This window comes from Ruegeria sp. AB6, from assembly GCF_056542685.1.
This window is the reverse complement of record NZ_JBQGAD010000005.1, coordinates 168,154-185,737: the sequence shown is the minus strand read 5'-3', so window position 1 is coordinate 185,737 and position 17,584 is coordinate 168,154. Positions and strand designations below refer to the sequence as shown.

The window sequence follows — 17,584 nt, the reverse complement described above, 5'->3', positions numbered from 1 at the left end:
ATCAGGCTTTGGGGCTTGTCGCATTCACGACATGATGCAGGGACAAAATTGCTTCTTCCCAAAAAATTACATTGCAGCACCACACTGTTTTACATCACATACAGCCATGACGCGACCTAGCCTGAATTCGGAAACAAGCCCCGACGGCGTTTACCTTCGGGTGTCCGGAGACTTGCTGACTCAGACACTCAGTAGCGTCGAACAGAGCTTTGCTGCGTATAAGCCTGACGATAGCAATCTGATCATTGATCTGTCTGGAATCCAGGCGCTGGACACCAGTGGGGCTTGGGTGGTTGCCGACCTTGCGCATAGGGCGAAACTGGCCGGAGCCGAGGTGCGGTTTCAAGGGGCGTTGCCCGCGTATTCCGACCTGATCGAGACGGTCACACGCAACATCCCCGAGGATCCGGAAGCAGAAGACACTAGTCGCAGTTTCGCAGATTGGATCGAAAGTCTGGGCAAGCGGACTGCAGGAGGGTGGAAAGACACGCTGTCGATGCTGGAATTCCTTGGGATGACCCTGCACCGGTTGATGCGCACCCTAATGATGCCTCGACGACTGCGCGGTGCCGCGCTTGTGTCGCAAATGGAGGAAACCGGCTTTCGCGCCATTCCAATAGTCGCGCTGATGGGCTTTCTGATCGGGGTGGTTCTGGCGTTTCAGGGCGCAACCCAGCTGAAGCAATTCGGAGCCGAGATCTTCGTGGTCGAGTTGATCTCGATCTCGGTCCTTCGGGAACTGGGCATTTTGCTCACGGCCATCATCGTGGCGGGCCGCTCTGGCTCGGCCTTTACGGCCTCGATCGGGTCGATGAAAGTGCAAGAAGAGATTGACGCGATGAGGACCCTCGGCCTGGATCCGATCGAAGTTCTGGTCATACCCCGCGTCATGGCATTGCTGGTCATGCTGCCCATTCTGGGGTTCATTGCCAATATGGCGGCCCTGATCGGCGGCGGATTGATGAGCTGGATTGATCTGGGCGTCAGCCCCGGCATGTTCGCCACGCGTCTGAAAGAAAACACCGGCATCTGGCAATTTGCCATCGGCATGATCAAGGCCCCTTTCTTTGCGCTTGTGATCGGGGTGATTGCCTGCTGGCAGGCGTTACAGGTCAAGGGCTCGGCCCAAAGCGTTGGGCAGCGTACAACGGCGTCTGTGGTTCAATCCATTTTTATGGTGATCGCGTTGGACGCCTTGTTTTCCATCTTCTTTTCGGTGATGGGTGTCTGACATGGACGGGACTTTGCCGCAGCACAGCCAAAAGGCGGACACACAGCGCGAAGCTGTTATCCGCGTGCGCAACCTGACCAACCAATTCGGCCCTCAGATCGTGCATCAAAATCTGGATTTAGATGTCTGGCGCGGTGAAGTTCTGGGCATCGTTGGCGGATCAGGCACCGGGAAATCCGTTCTGCTGCGCACGATCGTCGGGCTAAACAAACCGGCCGCTGGCAGTATCGAGGTTCTGGGCGTCGATGTTGTGAACGGCCCCGAACAGGAACGCCGCCGGATTGAACAGCGCTGGGGCGTTGCGTTTCAGGATGGCGCGCTGTTTTCCTCTCTGACCGTGTTGCAAAACATCATGGCGCCGCTTCGCGAACACACGGGCCTCAGTGAAAGCCTGATGTGCGCATTAGGAAACCTCAAGATCAGCCTTGTCGGCCTGCCACAATTTAGCTGCGGCAAGTTTCCGTCCGAATTATCCGGAGGGATGCGTAAACGCGCCGCCCTTGCACGTGCGCTGGCGCTGGACCCCGAGATTGTCTTTCTGGACGAACCCACCGCCGGTTTGGACCCGATCGGGGCCGCCGCCTATGACGATCTGATCGGCGAGTTGCAACACGCGCTTGGGCTGACCGTTTTCATGGTAACTCATGATCTGGACAGCCTTTATGCCATCTGTGACCGGATTGCCGTACTTGCAGAAAAACGCGTCCTGGTTGAAGGTCCGATTGAAGAAATGACCAAAGTCGATCATCCTTGGGTGCAAGAATATTTCACCGGCCCAAGGGCACGCGCGGCACAAGAAAAAGGGCTAGGCAGGTAACGGCAATGGAGACCCGAGCAAATTATATCCTGATCGGTGCCTTCACGCTTGCGGGCATTCTTGGTGCGTTCGGGTTCTTCCTTTGGCTCGCCAAATTCGAAATCTCGCGCCAATACGCGTATTATGAGGTGCTGTTCGACAATGTCTCGGGCCTCTCCGCCGCCGGTGGGGTCAGCTATAACGGGTTGCCAGTCGGACAGGTCATTTCGCTGGAGCTGGATGAGGACGATCCTTCGAAAGTACGAGTCCGTCTTGAGGTGGACGCGGAAATCCCGGTGACATCCGAAACTATTGCGCAATTACAATCGCTTGGGGTGACCGGCGTTAGTTTCGTGGAACTGACCGGTGGATCGTCAACCGCAGAACGCCTACCGCAGAACAGCCTGATCCAAAGCAAACGCAGCGCCATTCAGTCCCTCTTCGAAGGCGCGCCTTTGTTGATGGAGAAAGCCATCACCCTGCTTGAAGACATCAACGAGGTTGTAGACGAAAAAAACCGACAGGCCGTTTCCGATATTCTGGCCAACGTCGCCTCGGCCACCGGGCGGCTGGACAAGACCCTGTCAGATTTCGAATCCCTCTCGGCCGATCTGGGCGGCGCAGCCCGAGAGATTTCGGACTTCTCCAAACGTCTGGATCAGCTCGCCGATACGGCCGAGACCACTCTGACCACCGGAACCGATACACTGAATAGCGTCAAGACGGCCTCTGAATCCGCTGCCGCCGCGCTGGATAGCGCCAAGACGACTTTTGAGACCGCAGACCAGGTTATCCAGCAGGATCTGAGGCCGTTTATTGACCGCGCCTCATCTCTGGCAGAAAATCTGTCCGGCCTGTCAGATGAAGGCAGCGTGGCGCTTGCGACTGCCACGGAAACCTTCCTGAATGCCAACGAAACACTCGGCTCTATCACCGGTGCAATGGACACAGCAAAAGGCACACTGACATCAGCCGAGAGCGCCTTTGATTCAGCCAATCGCGTGATCAACGAAGACGTGGGCGCTGTCATGGCCGACATCCGCAACGCCGCCAATCAGGTGGCAACCACAGTCACCAGCGTCACCGACAGGCTGGACGAGATTTCCGAGGATATCCTCAGCGCGTCGGAATCGGCCTCAAACCTGTTGGGAACGATTGACGGAATCGTCCAGGAAAATCGTCGTCAGATTTCGGATTTCATGCGCGTTGGCCTGCCCCAATTCACCCGGTTCATCGAGCAATCCCAACGATTGGTGGTCACTCTGGATCGGCTGGTCGATAAGGTTGAACGTGACCCAGCGCGGTTCCTGCTGGGCACTCAAGCATCGGAGTTTCGCCAATGATCAGGTTTCTTCCTTTCGTTCTGGCGGCAGTGGTTCTGGCTGGATGCACCGGGCTGGGTACGTTGCAACAGGCGTCAAAGCCCAACGACCTGTATCTGCTGACGCCTAAAAGCACGTTTTCATCGTCGCTGCCACGCGTACAAAAACAGATCGTTGTAGAAGAGCCGACCGCAACGGCGGCGGTCAATACGGATCAGATTGCGATCCAGCCTTCGCATCTGCAAGTACAGTACCTGTCCCGCGCGCGGTGGGTCGACCGAGCCCCCCTGATCGTGCAGGCGCTAATGGTTGAAAGCTATGAAAACAGCGGCAAAGTGGCCGCGGTTGGACGGTCCACTGTTGGCCTTCGAGCAGATTATGTCATCGTCCCCGATCTGCGCGAGTTTCAGGGCATAGTCGTCAGCGGCACCGATGGCGAGTCGACCGTTCGCATAGAAGTGCGCATGAACATCAAGATAATCGACGAGTTCGAAGACAAGATCATAGCGTCGGGTTCGTTTCAGGAAGCCGTGATCGCCGAAAGTGAACAAACCCCGGATCTGGTCAACGCTTTTGATATCGCCCTGGGCAAAACCATGCGCGACGCGGTCGAGTGGAGCGTTCGAAGAATACACACACACTCGACCAATAACCCAAGGTCGTTCTAATCGGCCAAGGACTGGGCCAGGCGCATCAACATGATTGCCTCGGCTCTGTATCCAAACGGATCGTCCCCTCGTGCCGCCGTGGCCATTTCGATGGCCTGCGGATATGACCAGTTGCCCAGATATTCACCTCCCCTCAGCGCCTGGGCGTATCCAGCAATCGCGTGGGAAAACGCGACATCGTCCGTCACAACGCCCTGGCCGAAACGAATAGGGTTTTCGATCAACTGGCTGCGGTCCGATCCGGGTTGCTTGTAGCGCAATTTGAAATATCCGATCTCCTCGCCCGCATCCGCGACCACCTGAGACTCGCCATAGCGCAAGGGACCGTTGCGGATCGCGTCGGAGCCGACAGGTGTGACTTCGTAAATCGCAGTCACACTGTGCCCTGCCCCGATATCGCCTGCATCGATTGCATCATTGTCAAAGTCCTGACGCTGAAGTGCCCGCGTCTCATAGCCAATCAGGCGATATTCGGCGATTTGCGCGGGGTTGAACTCGACCTGAATTTTGACGTCGTTGGCAATTGGAAACAGCACGCCGGTCAATTGATCGACCAGCACTTTACGCGCCTCGCCCAACGTGTCGATATAGGCCGCCTGCCCGTTCCCGTTCTGCACTAAGGCCTGCATCGTGGCATCATCCAGATTGCCGCGTCCAAAGCCCAAAACGCTCAGATAAGTTCCGCTGTCGCGTTTCCGAGCAATGAAGTCCTTCAAAGCCTCCGGATCCGACAGCCCCACATTGAAATCACCGTCTGTTGCCAGAATGACCCGCGTCACCTCGCCATCCGACGCAATCTCCTCGGCCACCTGATAGGCCTGTTGCAACCCGGCTTGTCCGGCGGTCCCGCCTCCAGCCTCGAGCTTATCCAGCGCCGCCAAAATCTTACTCCGCTCGGTGGCCGGGGTCGGTTCCAGCACCTGCCCTGTATTGCCCGCATAGGTCACGATTGAGACCTGATCTTCAGGCCCAAGTTCCGACAGCAATAGCCGGAAGGACTGTTTAAGCAGCGGCAGCTTGTTTGCATCCTGCATCGAGCCTGAACTGTCGATCAAAAATACAAGATTCAGGGGCGGACGTTCGGCAATCTGGGGCAGCGCGCCCTGAATACCGATATGCACAAGCTGCGTTCCCGCGTTCCAAGGCGTCGGGCTGACCGTGATCGTCGGACGAAACGGGGCCTCACCATCGGGTGCCGGATAGGCGTAGGGGAAGTAATTCACCATCTCTTCCACCCGCACCGCGTCTTTCGGCGGCATCTGACCATTCAACAACGAGGACCGGACAATCGCATAGGATGCCGTGTCCACGTCGATCGAGAAGGTCGAAACTGGGTCCTCTGCCGTCACTTTCAGTGGATTGCTATCGGCGTTTGCGAAGGCTTCTGTGTTCGGAGTTGATGCGACTACGACGTCGGGTGCAGCCGGGGCGATCCGGGCAACCTCGGCGATATTATCCCGACCGAGGCGAACCGTCGGCTCGCTGCTTGCACCTTCCGCGCGCTTGCTCAGTGCCTGCGGGGAAGCGGCGATAGCGTCGGCAAATTGCTCCTTGGCTTGTGGCAACGGCTGAGGGATAGTTGCCGGTTCAACAACCCGGCTTTCGATCTGGTCCGTCACGCGCAGCGGGCCAGTTTGCATCTGCGGGACAATAAGCACCAATGCGATAGCCCCAAGGGCTGTTGTAGCGGTCAAAACACCACGGGAAGTCAGGGAATTCAGCATGAAAATCGCTCCTTCTGTCAGGCGGGCTACTGGGCCACGCTTGACAGTGGGACGTGCGCCGACGCGAGATCCTTGGGCGCGCGCAAAAGATTTTCGTGCCCGGTCCAGATTATTCGCCCGGCGTGCGCTGTCGGGGGCGGGTGTTGCCGCATCCATCAGGGATTTGAGATGGTCAAGATCGTCGGTCATTGGTCCAATTCCTCTTGCCGCATGGCCCGCAAACGCTTTCGGATGTCCGACATACGCCACGAGACCGTCCCTTCCGACACGCCCAGAACCTCAGCCGCCTGCGCGTGGGTCATCTCTTCCTCAAGGGTCAGGGCAAGCGTCTCCTGCAAATCCTGCGGCAGGCTGCGCATTGCCCTTTGCAACCAATCCACGGCCTCGGCGGCCTCGGTCGCTTCGGCCCGGCGCATCTGTTCGACGTCGCCCCACCCTGCTGCGGCGCGGCTGTGAGAAGTGGCGCGGCGACGCGCATCCTCTGCCGCATTCACCACCACACGATACAGCCATGTGGTGAACTTGGCCCGCGCCTGAAAGGCCTGAACCTTCAAAGGTAGCGCGGCGCAGATATCCTGCGTCAGGTCCTCGGCCTGATCCGCTCGCCCGGTCAGCCGGAAACACAGTCGGAAAATCCGGTCATAGTGGCGTCGCAATAGCGAAGCGAACGCGTCCGCGTCGCCTTTTGCCGCCGCCCGGGCCAGATCCTCATCCGATGTTTCCATACGCATCACGATGAGTAAGACGGATGGAAAAGGTCAATCCTTGGCGCGCGCGTGAAAAAAATCAGAAATGCTGGGCCGAGGAGATTTTCCAATCGGCCGCGAACTCATCCGGGACGGCATCGCCCAGGAACGCGCCCTCATCCACGATATCGTACAGTTCTGCGTAAGAGTGCTCTCGCTCATCCGCTGTACGACGCCGGATATCCGAGGGGTTAAGTTCGGACACTTTCTCTTTGCCCATGGCCCCCAGAATTTCGCGGAAACTTTCCAGCGTGGCGTCGTGATAGCGATGAACCCGCTGTCGTTTCTGCGGCACGTTCACGGCGCGACCACGAACCGGGTCCTGCGTGGCGACGCCGGAGGGGCAGCGGTTGGTGTTGCAATGCAGCGCCTGAATACAACCAATGGCAAACATCATCGCCCTTGCCGCGTTACACATATCCGCACCAAGCGCGAATTTCTCGATCATGTCATAACCGGTGGCCACTTTGCCCGAACAAATCACCCGGATCTTGTCGCGCAACCCTGCGCCACGCAGGCAATTGTTCACAAAGATCAATGCCTCGTTCAGAGGCATGCCCAGACGGTTGGTGAACTCGACCGGAGCCGCGCCAGTGCCCCCTTCGGACCCGTCAATAGTGATGAAATCAGGCAGAATGCCTGTCTCAAGCATCGCTTTGCAGATTGCCATGAATTCCGACGGGCGACCAATGCATAGCTTGAAGCCAACCGGCTTACCACCCGACATCTCACGCAGATGCTGAACGAACTGCATCAATCCGGTCGGACCCTCAAAGGCGGAGTGCGTGGGGGGCGAAATGACGTCCTGGTGCACCGGAACGCCACGAATTTCAGCAATCTCCTCATCAACCTTGGCGGCAGGCAACACCCCCCCATGCGAGGGCTTGGCCCCCTGCGACAGTTTGATCTCAATTGCCTTTACAACGTCCTTTTTGGCCTTTTCGGCGAATTTGTCCTTGTCGAACCCGCCATCCGCTGAGCGGCATCCAAAATAGCCGGTTCCGATCTGCCAGATGATATCCCCACCCTCGGCCAGATGATGCGGAGACAAACCACCCTCGCCAGTGTTATGAGCAAATCCTCCATCCTTGGCACCGCCGTTCAGAGCCCTGATCGCATTTGCACTAAGCGCGCCAAAGCTCATCGCCGACACGTTCAGGCGCGAAGCATTGTAAGGCTGGGAGCATTGCGGACCGCCCAGCAAAACGCGCTCTTCGCGTTCGTCCACATGTTTGGGGGCGAGTGAGTGATTGGTGCGGTGATAACCCACGGAATTGATATCGTACTGCGTCCCAAAAGCCTGCGTGTCCACCTGACCTTTCGCGCGGGAATAGACCAACCCGCGAACAATTCGGTTATAGGGGCGGCCACTTTCGTTCGTTTCCACAAAATACTGGCGGATTTCGGGGCTGACGAACTCCAGCATATAGCGAAAATGCCCAAGCACCGGGTAATTGTTCAGAACATTGTGCTTCGTCGTCAGTATGTCGTACAGACCGATCACTGCGTAGGGGATCAGCAAGATCAACAGCCAATGGATCGGAGACCAGACAAACCCAAGGATCAGGGTCAGCGGCAGGCAAACACAGCTTAGAAAGTAATAGAGTCGGCGGACTATCATTGGGGCTCTCCTGAACTGGCCTGCGTTACATCGGAAGTTGGGCAATTCGATCTTTTGTTGCAAGCGTTTATGCCATTTGTCACCTGTTCCAGCGGATTCGTGATAGTGGCGGTCGATGGTTGAACCGTCCCCAGCCAGTGGGTATGCCGATAGGCACAAAGAACTGGGCAGGGTCTGTGACTGATAGCAAACTTCAACCCAACATTGGGCGCATGTTCCTTGCCGTTTTCGTCGGCGGCGCGGCAGGTTCGCTGCTGCGTGAAGGGTTGTCGGTCCCGCTGCCCAGTATCTTGGCCGTAACGACGACCTTCGGGATCAATGTTTTTGCCTGTTTCGTTCTAGGCTGGCTCTATTCCATCCGGCACCGGGTTCATGCGCATGTATTGCATCTGGGAGCTGTGGGGTTTTGCGGCGGGCTGTCCACCTTTTCCTCTTTCGTGGCCGATCTGGCCGCGATCGCCTCAACTAGCCCATGGGGCGCGGTCTATGCTGCCACGTCTGAGATTGTCTTTGGCCTTGCCGTAGCCCTGTTGGGTGAGGCAGTCGGGCGGCGCGTTCACGGCGTGAAGGGGGCCAGATGACCGAAGCCTATCTGCACGCCATCTTTGGCCTCGGCGGAGGGTTGGGAGCGGTTCTGCGCCATTGGATCGCCTTGCGGCTGCGGCACGATCTGCCGATTGCAACGCTGTTTGTGAACGTGCTGGGCAGCCTGTTGCTGGGGCTTTGGATAGGGGTTCTCGGCGGGCCGGTCGAGATGGGGGAGGAGGCACGGCGACTGGTATTCGGATTCTGCGGCGGCTTCACCACGTTTTCTAGCTTTGCCTATCAAACGCTGGACCTGAAACGAGAACGCACCCTTGTGTTGGCCGCTGGCAACATCGCGTTCAGCCTTGCCCTTTGTTGGGGGGCGGTTGTATTGGGAATGTGGCTGACGCAGTGACCGATCGCGGCCCCGGCAAGTTACATCGGATAGGTATGCATCCGCATCGACAGATTGCCCATGATCCAGACCGTGCCCACGATGATGATCAAAAGGACAAGCGTTGAAAACAGCACCAAGTCCAAATCCTCGCGGCTGCTGCGGCGGCGATCAATATGCAGGAAATACACCAGTTGCACGATCAGTTGGGCCAGGCCCAACAGACCAATCGTCAGGTAGACGCCCGTGGTTTTAATGCCGAACACATAGGCAATGATGAAAACGATCAGCGTCAGCACCAATGAACCGCCGTAACCGACAACATAGCGTCTGCGTTCGCGCCGGTGCATCTCGGTGAGGTTATCCATAGGTCAGCCCTCCGAAGTAGACGATAGTGATGATGCCGATCCAGATCAGGTCGAGAAAGTGCCAAAACAGCGCCAGACGCACAACGCGGGACATCAGCACATCGGTCAGGCCAAAGACGCGCAGCTGTATGCCAAGCACGACCAACCACAGACACCCCGCCGCAACATGCAGCCCGTGTAGCGGGACCAACCCGTAGAATGCCGACAGGAATCCACTGCGCTGGGGTACTCCGCCCTTTTCCGCCATCGCCATGAAGTCGCGCAGTTCAAGCACCAAAAAGCTGAGGCCAAGGACCAGCGTTATCCCAAACCACATCACGATGCGGGATCGTGGCAGGTTGTATTTCAGAGCCAGCATTGCCAGCCCGACCGTCAGGCTGCTGGTCAGCAGGATCAACGTCTGGGCGAAAATACTGGTCAGATTGAACAGCTCATGCGGACCGGGGCCACCAGCCTGCGCGTCGATCATGGTGATGTAGATGGCGAACATCAGGCCGAAATAGACCAGATCGCTCATCAGAAAGACCCAGAACCCGAACGAGACGACCTCGGTGGCTTTGTCCGCGCCGGGGTGGCGGCGACCAAGGTTCAGGCCAGGATAGCTGTGGGTGGGCGCGCGCTTCATGTCGCCGCCTCCAGATCGGGGCGGGCGAGACCGCGGTTTTCTGGGGCGTATTCGTGATCGCGGTCAACGGGGGTCGCTGCGCGGACCAGATCCAGCCAAGCCTCGTGTTCCTTGCGCACTTGTTCGCGTGGGATAACCTCTTCGCTATCGGTTCTGAACGTCCAGGCGATGAAAGACACGAGCATCAGACCGGTAGTCAGCGCCGCCAGCCACCAGATCCACCAGACAAGTGCGAACATCCACACCCCGCTGAGCACGCAGAGGATGAAACCGATGCTTGTGTTGCCCGGCAGCAGGATATCCTCATAGGCATCCGGCTTTGGATAGGCCGCACCCCGCTCTTTCGCTCCGGCAAAGTCGTCACGCTCTGTCACCTGCGGGATAACGGCGAAATTATAGGGTGGCGGCGGGGCCGGGATTGACCATTCCAACGTGCGCGCGTCCCATGGGTCCCCCACCGGAACGCGTGTGGTTTCACGCTGTTTGATACTGACCCACAACTGCGCGACAACCGACAAAAGTGCGGCCAGAATGACCAGCGAGCCCAGTGCAGCCACTATCATATAAGGGTGAAAGCTGGGATCTTCCCAACTGAACGACCGGCGCGGCATCCCCATGAGCCCCACGAAATATAGCGGCAGGAAGGTCAGCATGAACCCAACCGTCCACAGGGCCACCGAAATCCGGCCCCATGTTTCGTTCAAGCGAAATCCGAAGGCCTTGGGGAACCAATAGTTATACCCGGCCAACAGCCCGAACAGCACCCCCGGCAGCAGCACATTGTGGAAATGGGCCACCAAGAACAGAGTATTGTGCACCTGGTAGTCGATGGTCGGATTGGCAAGGATGACACCCGACAGCCCTCCGATCACAAAGAGCATCAGGAAGGCCAGACCGTAAAGCATCGGCACCGAAAACCGGATACGCCCGCGAAACAGCGTCGCCATCCAGTCATAGACTTTCACGCCGGTCGGGATGGCGATCAACATCGTGGCGATGCCGAAAACCGCATTGATCAGCGCGCTTTGCCCCATGGTAAAGAAGTGGTGCAGCCAGACGGTAAAGGACAGGATCGCAATCGACATGGTCGCAATGACCAGCGAGTTGTACCCATAAAGCCGTTTGGCCGAAAAAGTGGCAAAAATCTCGGAATAGATCCCGTAGGCGGGCAGAACCAACAGATAGACCTCGGGGTGGCCGAACAGCCAGAACAGGTTGGCGTAGTTCATCATGTTGCCGCCAAGGTCATTGGTGAAAAAGTGGAAATCCAGATACCGGTCGGCAGCCAGCATTAAAGCGGCCACGCCCAAAGGCGGCATCGCAAAGATGATCAGGATCGAGCTGCAAATGATCGTCCAGCAATACATCGGCAGCCGCATGAAGGTCATACCCGGCGCCCGCAGCTTGTAGATCGTCACCGCAAAGTTGATCCCTGTGAGGGTGGTGCCGATCCCCGATACGACAATGGCCCAAATCCAGTAGTCAGGCCCGACCCCCGGATTGAACGCGGCGCCGGTATAGGGCGGATAGGCCGTCCACCCTCCGGTCGAGAACGCGCCCACCACCAGCGAAACCATCAACATCATCCCGGCGGAAACCGTCAGGCCCAAGCCGATCTGGTTCATGACCGGAAAGGCAACATCACGCGCGCCGATCATCAGGGGGATCAGAAAGTTCGCGACGCCAAACACAAAGGGCACAGCCACAAAGAACACCATGATCGTGCCGTGGGTGCTGAAAAGCTCGGCGAAATGTTCGGCTTCAAGGAACCCGTCCCCCGGCCCCGCAGCCTGCTGGGCGCGCATAACGACGCCTTCCAGCACCCCACGCGCCAGCATGACGATCGCAAAGACGATGTACATGATACCGATTTTCTTGTGATCCGCACTGGTCAGCCAATCACGCCACAAGGACCCCCACAGGCGGAACCATGTCAGCAGCCCTACAACGACAACCACCCCGACCAGAACAACGGCGGCGGCGGCATTGGCCACGATCTCATTGGCGTTCGGCGTCTGGATCAGACCTACGATCGGGAACGCATCCCAGCTTAGGCGCCCGATAAGCCCCCCTGCTTCCGACGTCATTGCGCACCCTCCTGCCCATAGGTTGCAGTTCCGGGTTGCTGATCTGTCGGTAGCGGTTGCCCACCGTGATATCGGTGCAGGATCGAGTGGAACAAATCCCCCTCCTCAAGCGTGAAATACAGCGCGTTGAGCGGCATGAGCGGCGTACCCAACGCAGCCTGTACCTCATCGCGGTCGGAGCGCATGGCCAATGTTTGATAGGTCTCATCGGTCAGCGGAATGCCATGGGTGCGGACGCTGTTGACCCAGGCCTCAAAATCGCCCGGTTGCATCGCTTGCGTCACGAATTTCTGCTTGGTGAACCCACGGCCGTTATATTGGGTGTTTTCGCCCTGCATGGTCCGGGGGGTGTCGGCCACCAGATGCAATTTGGTTGTCATGCCGGGCATCGCGTAAATCTGCCCTGCCAGCGCCGGGATCATGAAGGATTGCATGACCGTATCGGTCGTCAAGGTCAGGGCCACCTGCTGGTTCACGGGTATGCCGAACTCTCCCACGCTGGCGATGCCATGATCGGGGTAGATGAACAGCCATTTCCAGTCGAGCCCCACAACCTGAACGTTCACGGCAGGCTGATCTCCAAACAGCGCGGCATAGGGATCAAGCCGGTGCGTCGCCTTCCACAAATAGAAAGACAGGATGGCCACGATCAGCACCGGCACCCCCCACATGGCAAATTCCAGCGGACCAGAGAAATCCCATTTGGGCCGGTAAGCGGCAGAGGCGTTGGGGCGGCGGCGATAGCGATAGGCGATCAGGGGTACCAGCACTAGCACTGGAACCACTGCGATCAGGATCAGACCCGTCGCTCGCAGCAGATGGGTTTTCTGCACGGCCGCAATCGGCCCCTGCGGGTCCAGAAAACTGTCACTGGCCAAAGTGGATTGCGCGGACACAAGTGCAAGCACAACCAGCACGAGTACCCGCGACCAATTGAAATACCTCACACCCAAAAGCCCTTATACCGATATCTGGGTCAACTATCGGCAGAGTCACTCGATTACTCAAGGCTTTTTCGGGTCGGATTTTCGCCCGACCCAAGCGAGCGGTGTCAGCCGCGCCCACGATAGGGCGGCACGCCCTGATCGGGAATCCAGACATGCTCGGGTATGGCCCCCGTCTGCCAGAAAACATCAATCGGAATACCGCCCCTCGGATACCAGTACCCGCCGATCCGCAGCCAGCGCGGGTCAAGAAAATCGACCAGACGGCGCGCGATGGACACGGTGCAATCTTCGTGAAACGCGCCGTGATTGCGGAACGAGCCCAGAAACAGCTTGAGCGACTTCGATTCCACCAACCATTCGCCGGGCACATAGTCGATCACCAGATGTGCAAAATCCGGCTGCCCCGTCATCGGGCACAGCGAGGTGAACTCGGGCGCGGTGAACCGCACGCAATAGTCGATATCGGCCTGCGGGTTTTGCACCCGCTCCAGCTCAGCCGCTTCGGGAGAGGTGGGCAGTTCGGTTTTGCCGCCCAATTGGGTCAGGCCGCTGTAAATAGTTTCCATTGTCATCTCCTGATGGGGTTTTAGACCCCGCGTTTGTTGCCCCATAAAAGGACATGCAGTTGCGGCAGCACCCGCGGGGTGAACCAGCCATCTGCGGTAACTTTCTCGACCAGCCATAACAGACGATCCGACAGGGTTTGCGGATCGACGGGCTGCGTGGGGTCGACCGTCTCATTGCCCGGTTGCAAGTAAAGCTGCAGCGCGGGATAACGATCCTCCACAGCACGGGCCCAAGCGTAGTCACGCTCATCAAAGATCACGATTTTCATCACCGTTTTGGGGCCGTTTCCAGCAGCCGTCAGACAGGCGTCGAACGCGACCCAATCCACCGTCTCCCCGCTCGAGGGCGGTTTGGGGCTCAGAACCAGCGTATCCAGATCGTTGAACCACGGCTTTGCGATGGAGCCCTGCGTTTCGCAGGCGAACCGATAACCCTCTGTCCGTCCCAACGCGATCAGGGGCGCAAAGTCCTGAATGGCAGGATTGCCACCCGACAGCGACACGGTCAAAGGCCGCCCGCCTGACAGGTCGCGCACTCGGCTCCAAACCGCATCCGTGGTCATCGCCGCCCAGTCATGACGATAGGCAGTATCAACCGCGTGCAGGCTGTCGCACCAGCTGCACCGGTAATCACATCCGCCGGTGCGCACGAATACAGTAGGTTCCCCGATCAGCGCGCCTTCGCCCTGAATCGTGGGGCCGAAAATCTCGGCAATGCGCAGGCGGGTCATGGGCGATACTCGGCCCATGTTTTCGGTGTTTCGCTGACCCGCACGGCAGCGGTTTCCGGCCAACGGGCAGCACACCAGTCATAGAAATGACGCGCCATGTTTTCAGCCGTGGTCAAGATGTTCATCACATCGTTCAGATGGCGATGATCAAACGTCTCGTCGATATAGGTCTTGAGCGGCTTCAGCTCGCCATAGTCGCGGACAAACCCGTCGGCGTTCAGGTCAGTGGCGGCCAGTTCGACCTCAACCACATAATTATGCCCATGCATCCGCGCGCATTGGTGATCGTCGGGCAGATGGGTCAGTTGGTGCGAGGCAGAAAAGTGGAATTCCTTGGTGATCCGATACATCAGGCGCTTTCCTTCTGTGCCGTGGCTGCCAGCCAGAAATCAGGGTCGTCATAGGTTGTCGGGTCAGGGATACCGGCCAGATGGAAGGCCTCTCGCCGCTCGACACAGGTACCGCAGCGCCCGCAATGGTTGTCTCCGCCTTTGTAGCAGGACCATGTCTGGGCAAAGGGGGTGTTCACACGCGCGCCCTCGGTCACGATATCGGCTTTGCTGCGATGCACGAACGGCGTGAACAGCGAGACGTCGGCATAGCCGTCCAGCGCCAGCTTCTGCATTGCCTCAAAGGCTTCGGTGAAGGCAGGGCGGCAATCGGGATAGATGAAGTGATCCCCACCATGCACGGCGGTGGCCACCGCATCTGCCCCACGGGCGGCGGCGGCACCGAATGCAACTGTCAGCATGATGGCGTTGCGGTTGGGCACCACGGTCACTTGCATGCTGTCTTCGGCATAGTGCCCGTCGGGCACATCCACATCATCGGTCAGGGCCGAGCCGGTCAGAACCGCTCCAACCGAACGCAGGTCGATGATGTCATGGGGCACACCAAGGCGCAGCGCGCAAAGCGCAGCATAGTCCAGCTCTTTGCGGTGACGCTGGCCATAGTCGAAAGAGATCAGGCCCGCCAATTCGTGATTCTGCGCAACCATATGCGCCAAAGATACCGAATCCAGCCCGCCCGAGCAGATTACGATCGTTTTCATATTTTGAACCCTTGTTTTGATACCCGGGTAGGCTGCGACCGGGATGCGCCCTGTTATACTCTGTCGTGCGCGGTGCCAAGGCCCAAGCGCCTGATTGCCGGATCACAAGACGGACAGATGGATTCAGGAGCGATTCGCATTTTTGGATCAGGTGACGTGAGGGAAACACAAAGACTTCAGGTCAAGTCCAAGCCTCATGCTTCACGAAAGTGTCAAGAACACGTGAAGTTTCGCCATTTTATTGCCTGCGACCTCTCGGTTTCATTCACAATCCACCTAAGGTTGCCTAATTTGCAGGCAAAGGCTTTAACCTTTTTTGAAATAATGCCAACGTCTGCCCCAGTGAAAGGCGACTTTCGCAACAACATTCCTGACTGCAAACCGAAACCCAGTGACGCGGTGTTCATTGCGATCTGACAAAGCAAAATCTGAACCTGTTCCGGGCCGCTTTCTGGTCGGGCAATCAAGGTGGCAACGGGCCACCCTGATCGGCTGCGTGCGCCTTGCCTTCAAAAAACGGGAGTTAACAATATGAACAAGTATATTCGGACATCTCTAGCAGGCCTGCTGACCTCGACTATGATCACCGGCGCGGCTTTTGCCGCCGGAACCCACCCAACCACGGGCGAAGCGCTGGCCGATGACCAGACGTTCACCTATCGCATTCTGGACGAGCACAGCTCGGTCGATCCGCAGGTAGTTGAGGATGTTTCGGGCGCCGAGATCGTCCGCGATCTGTTCGAAGGTCTGATGAACCAGGACGAAGACGGTAATCTGGTGCCGGGTGTTGCCACCAGCTTCACCACCAATGATGCCAAGGACGTCTATACCTTCACCCTGCGCGACAATGCCAAGTGGTCCAATGGAGATCCGGTTACAGCTGGCGATTTCGTTTACGCCTGGAAACGTGCCGTCGATCCCGCGCTGTCCTCGCCCTATGCGTGGTACATGGAGCTGATGTCGATCGAGAACGCGTCTGAAATTATCGCAGGCGAAAAGCCGGTTGACGATCTGGCCGTCAAAGCCATCGACGACCACACGCTGGAAGTAAAGCTTAGCGCGCCGCTGTCCTATTTCCCGCAGATGACCACGCATGCGACCACCTTCCCTGCCCCGCAGAAAGTGATTGAGGAGTTCGGCGACGCCTGGACCAAGCCCGGCAACATCGTGTCGAACGGCGCTTATGTTCTGACCGAGCATCTGCCGCAGGAACGCTCGGTTCGCGAGCGCAACGAGATGTACTGGGACAACGACAACACGATTATCGAAAAAGTCGTGGCCTTGGTCATTAACGACGAAAACGTGGCCCTGACCCGCTATCTGGCCGGTGAACTGGACCGCACCGAAGTGCCCGCAGGCCAGTTCCCGCGCCTGCAAAAAGAGCACCCGGAAGAGGCGATCAGCTTCCCGCGTCTGTGCAACTATTATTACACGTTCAACCTGTCCGAAGGTGGTCCGGAAGCGTTCAAAGACCCGAATGTCCGTCAGGCCCTGTCGCTTGCTGTAGATCGTAAGATCATCACCGAGAACATCATGGCAGGCGGTCAGCCGCAGGCATATACTTTCGCACCCGAAGCAACCGCAGGCTTCACCGTTCCGGACGTTGAAATGGCGTCGATGTCGCAAGCCGAACGGGACGAACTGGCCAAAGAACTGCTGGCCGAGGCTGGTTATGGCGCAGACAATCCGCTGAGCTTCGAGATGGTCTACAACACGTCAGAAGCGCACAAGAAAGTTGCCGTGGCGCTGAGCCAGATGTGGAAACAGAAACTGGGCGTGAACGCCGAGCTGGCCAACATGGAATGGAAAGTGTTCCTGGAAGAGCGCGGCAACCAGAACTTCGATCTGGCCCGTGGCGCATGGTGTGGCGACTATAACGAAGCCTCGACCTTCCTGGACCTGTTGCAGTCAGATTCGGGCTATAACGACGGCAAGTACAACAACGCCAAAGTTGATGAACTGCTGGCCTCTGCCAAAACCGCGGACGACGCCGCGCCGCTTTATACCGAGGTCGAGCGTATCATCGCGCAAGAGACCCCCGTCATCCCGATCTATCACTATGCTGGCGTCTATATGATGGACAGCGATGTGGGGAACTGGCCGGTCAATAACGTAGAGCAGAACTGGTACTCCAAAAACCTCTACAAAACAGCCGAGTAATCACCTTTAGATCCCGCTGTGC

At 57.9% G+C, this 17,584-nt stretch carries 18 protein-coding genes; 7 read left to right on the top strand and 11 right to left on the bottom strand.

What is annotated here, in order from left to right; translation table 11 throughout:
- Window positions 1–106: 106 nt before the first annotated feature.
- The 4 genes from ACR0DB_RS12585 to ACR0DB_RS12570 are packed head-to-tail and all read left to right on the top strand — an operon-like array spanning window position 107 to window position 4,017.
- Window positions 107–1,231, top strand: coding sequence for an MlaE family lipid ABC transporter permease subunit (locus ACR0DB_RS12585; protein ID WP_480551283.1), 1,125 nt, complete (start codon window positions 107–109; stop codon window positions 1,229–1,231).
- Window position 1,232: 1 nt separating this feature from the next.
- Window positions 1,233–2,048, top strand: a complete 816-nt coding sequence (locus ACR0DB_RS12580) for an ABC transporter ATP-binding protein (protein ID WP_480551281.1) — start codon at window positions 1,233–1,235, stop codon at window positions 2,046–2,048.
- Window positions 2,049–2,053: 5 nt separating this feature from the next.
- On the top strand, window positions 2,054–3,370 hold the full coding sequence (locus tag ACR0DB_RS12575; RefSeq protein WP_170773352.1) for an MlaD family protein: 1,317 nt from the start codon (window positions 2,054–2,056) through the stop codon (window positions 3,368–3,370).
- On the top strand, window positions 3,367–4,017 hold the full coding sequence (locus tag ACR0DB_RS12570; protein ID WP_170785788.1) for an ABC-type transport auxiliary lipoprotein family protein: 651 nt from the start codon (window positions 3,367–3,369) through the stop codon (window positions 4,015–4,017). The genes ACR0DB_RS12575 and ACR0DB_RS12570 overlap by 4 nt, the downstream gene beginning before the upstream one ends.
- Here the strand turns inward: ACR0DB_RS12570 and ACR0DB_RS12565 are convergent.
- From ACR0DB_RS12565 to ACR0DB_RS12555, 3 genes are all read right to left on the bottom strand, one after another.
- Complete coding sequence (locus ACR0DB_RS12565; RefSeq protein ID WP_480551279.1) at window positions 4,014–5,930, bottom strand: vWA domain-containing protein; 1,917 nt, start codon at window positions 5,928–5,930, stop codon at window positions 4,014–4,016. The genes ACR0DB_RS12570 and ACR0DB_RS12565 overlap by 4 nt on opposite strands.
- Entirely contained in the window at window positions 5,927–6,466 is a 540-nt protein-coding gene (locus ACR0DB_RS12560; RefSeq protein WP_170773347.1) for an RNA polymerase sigma factor, read from the bottom strand. The genes ACR0DB_RS12565 and ACR0DB_RS12560 overlap by 4 nt, the downstream gene beginning before the upstream one ends.
- A 61-nt stretch (window positions 6,467–6,527) precedes the next feature.
- Window positions 6,528–8,108, bottom strand: a complete 1,581-nt coding sequence (locus tag ACR0DB_RS12555; protein ID WP_480551277.1) for an FMN-binding glutamate synthase family protein — start codon at window positions 8,106–8,108, stop codon at window positions 6,528–6,530.
- Between the two features lie 176 nt (window positions 8,109–8,284).
- Here ACR0DB_RS12555 and ACR0DB_RS12550 point away from each other — a divergent pair, with 176 nt between their 5' ends.
- A complete protein-coding gene (locus ACR0DB_RS12550) occupies window positions 8,285–8,689 on the top strand; it encodes a fluoride efflux transporter FluC (RefSeq protein WP_480551275.1) in 405 nt (134 codons plus the stop codon).
- Window positions 8,686–9,048 carry a fluoride efflux transporter FluC gene (locus ACR0DB_RS12545; protein WP_170773343.1) on the top strand — a complete coding sequence of 121 codons (363 nt, stop codon included), beginning with the start codon at window positions 8,686–8,688 and terminating at the stop codon, window positions 9,046–9,048. Before ACR0DB_RS12550 ends, ACR0DB_RS12545 begins: the two co-directional genes overlap by 4 nt.
- Before the next feature lie 20 nt (window positions 9,049–9,068).
- On the opposite strand, the gene ACR0DB_RS12540 is transcribed toward ACR0DB_RS12545, so the two are convergent.
- The 8 genes from ACR0DB_RS12540 to queC form a co-directional block, all read right to left on the bottom strand.
- Window positions 9,069–9,395 (bottom strand): cytochrome o ubiquinol oxidase subunit IV, encoded by a 327-nt coding sequence (locus ACR0DB_RS12540; RefSeq protein WP_237215853.1) that lies wholly within the window; start codon window positions 9,393–9,395, stop codon window positions 9,069–9,071.
- Window positions 9,388–10,020 (bottom strand): cytochrome c oxidase subunit 3, encoded by a 633-nt coding sequence (locus ACR0DB_RS12535; RefSeq protein ID WP_480551272.1) that lies wholly within the window; start codon window positions 10,018–10,020, stop codon window positions 9,388–9,390. Before ACR0DB_RS12535 ends, ACR0DB_RS12540 begins: the two co-directional genes overlap by 8 nt.
- The gene (locus tag ACR0DB_RS12530; RefSeq protein WP_480551270.1) at window positions 10,017–12,107 is read right to left on the bottom strand and encodes a cbb3-type cytochrome c oxidase subunit I; all 2,091 of its coding nucleotides are present in this window, start codon (window positions 12,105–12,107) and stop codon (window positions 10,017–10,019) included. The genes ACR0DB_RS12535 and ACR0DB_RS12530 overlap by 4 nt, the downstream gene beginning before the upstream one ends.
- Window positions 12,104–13,054 carry a cytochrome ubiquinol oxidase subunit II gene (locus ACR0DB_RS12525; RefSeq protein ID WP_480551268.1) on the bottom strand — a complete coding sequence of 317 codons (951 nt, stop codon included), beginning with the start codon at window positions 13,052–13,054 and terminating at the stop codon, window positions 12,104–12,106. Before ACR0DB_RS12525 ends, ACR0DB_RS12530 begins: the two co-directional genes overlap by 4 nt.
- 104 nt (window positions 13,055–13,158) lie before the next feature.
- Window positions 13,159–13,620 carry a preQ(1) synthase gene (gene queF, locus ACR0DB_RS12520; protein ID WP_480551266.1) on the bottom strand — a complete coding sequence of 154 codons (462 nt, stop codon included), beginning with the start codon at window positions 13,618–13,620 and terminating at the stop codon, window positions 13,159–13,161.
- A 20-nt stretch (window positions 13,621–13,640) separates the two neighbouring features.
- On the bottom strand, window positions 13,641–14,351 hold the full coding sequence (queE, locus tag ACR0DB_RS12515; RefSeq protein ID WP_480551264.1) for a 7-carboxy-7-deazaguanine synthase QueE: 711 nt from the start codon (window positions 14,349–14,351) through the stop codon (window positions 13,641–13,643).
- Window positions 14,348–14,701, bottom strand: coding sequence for a 6-carboxytetrahydropterin synthase QueD (gene queD / locus ACR0DB_RS12510; protein WP_170356227.1), 354 nt, complete (start codon window positions 14,699–14,701; stop codon window positions 14,348–14,350). Before queD ends, queE begins: the two co-directional genes overlap by 4 nt.
- On the bottom strand, window positions 14,701–15,402 hold the full coding sequence (queC, locus tag ACR0DB_RS12505) for a 7-cyano-7-deazaguanine synthase QueC (RefSeq protein ID WP_480551262.1): 702 nt from the start codon (window positions 15,400–15,402) through the stop codon (window positions 14,701–14,703). The genes queD and queC overlap by 1 nt, the downstream gene beginning before the upstream one ends.
- Window positions 15,403–15,933: 531 nt before the next feature.
- Between queC and ACR0DB_RS12500 the strand changes: the two genes are divergently transcribed.
- Window positions 15,934–17,562, top strand: a complete 1,629-nt coding sequence (locus ACR0DB_RS12500; protein WP_170773328.1) for a peptide ABC transporter substrate-binding protein — start codon at window positions 15,934–15,936, stop codon at window positions 17,560–17,562.
- The last annotated feature ends 22 nt before the right edge of the window (window positions 17,563–17,584 follow it).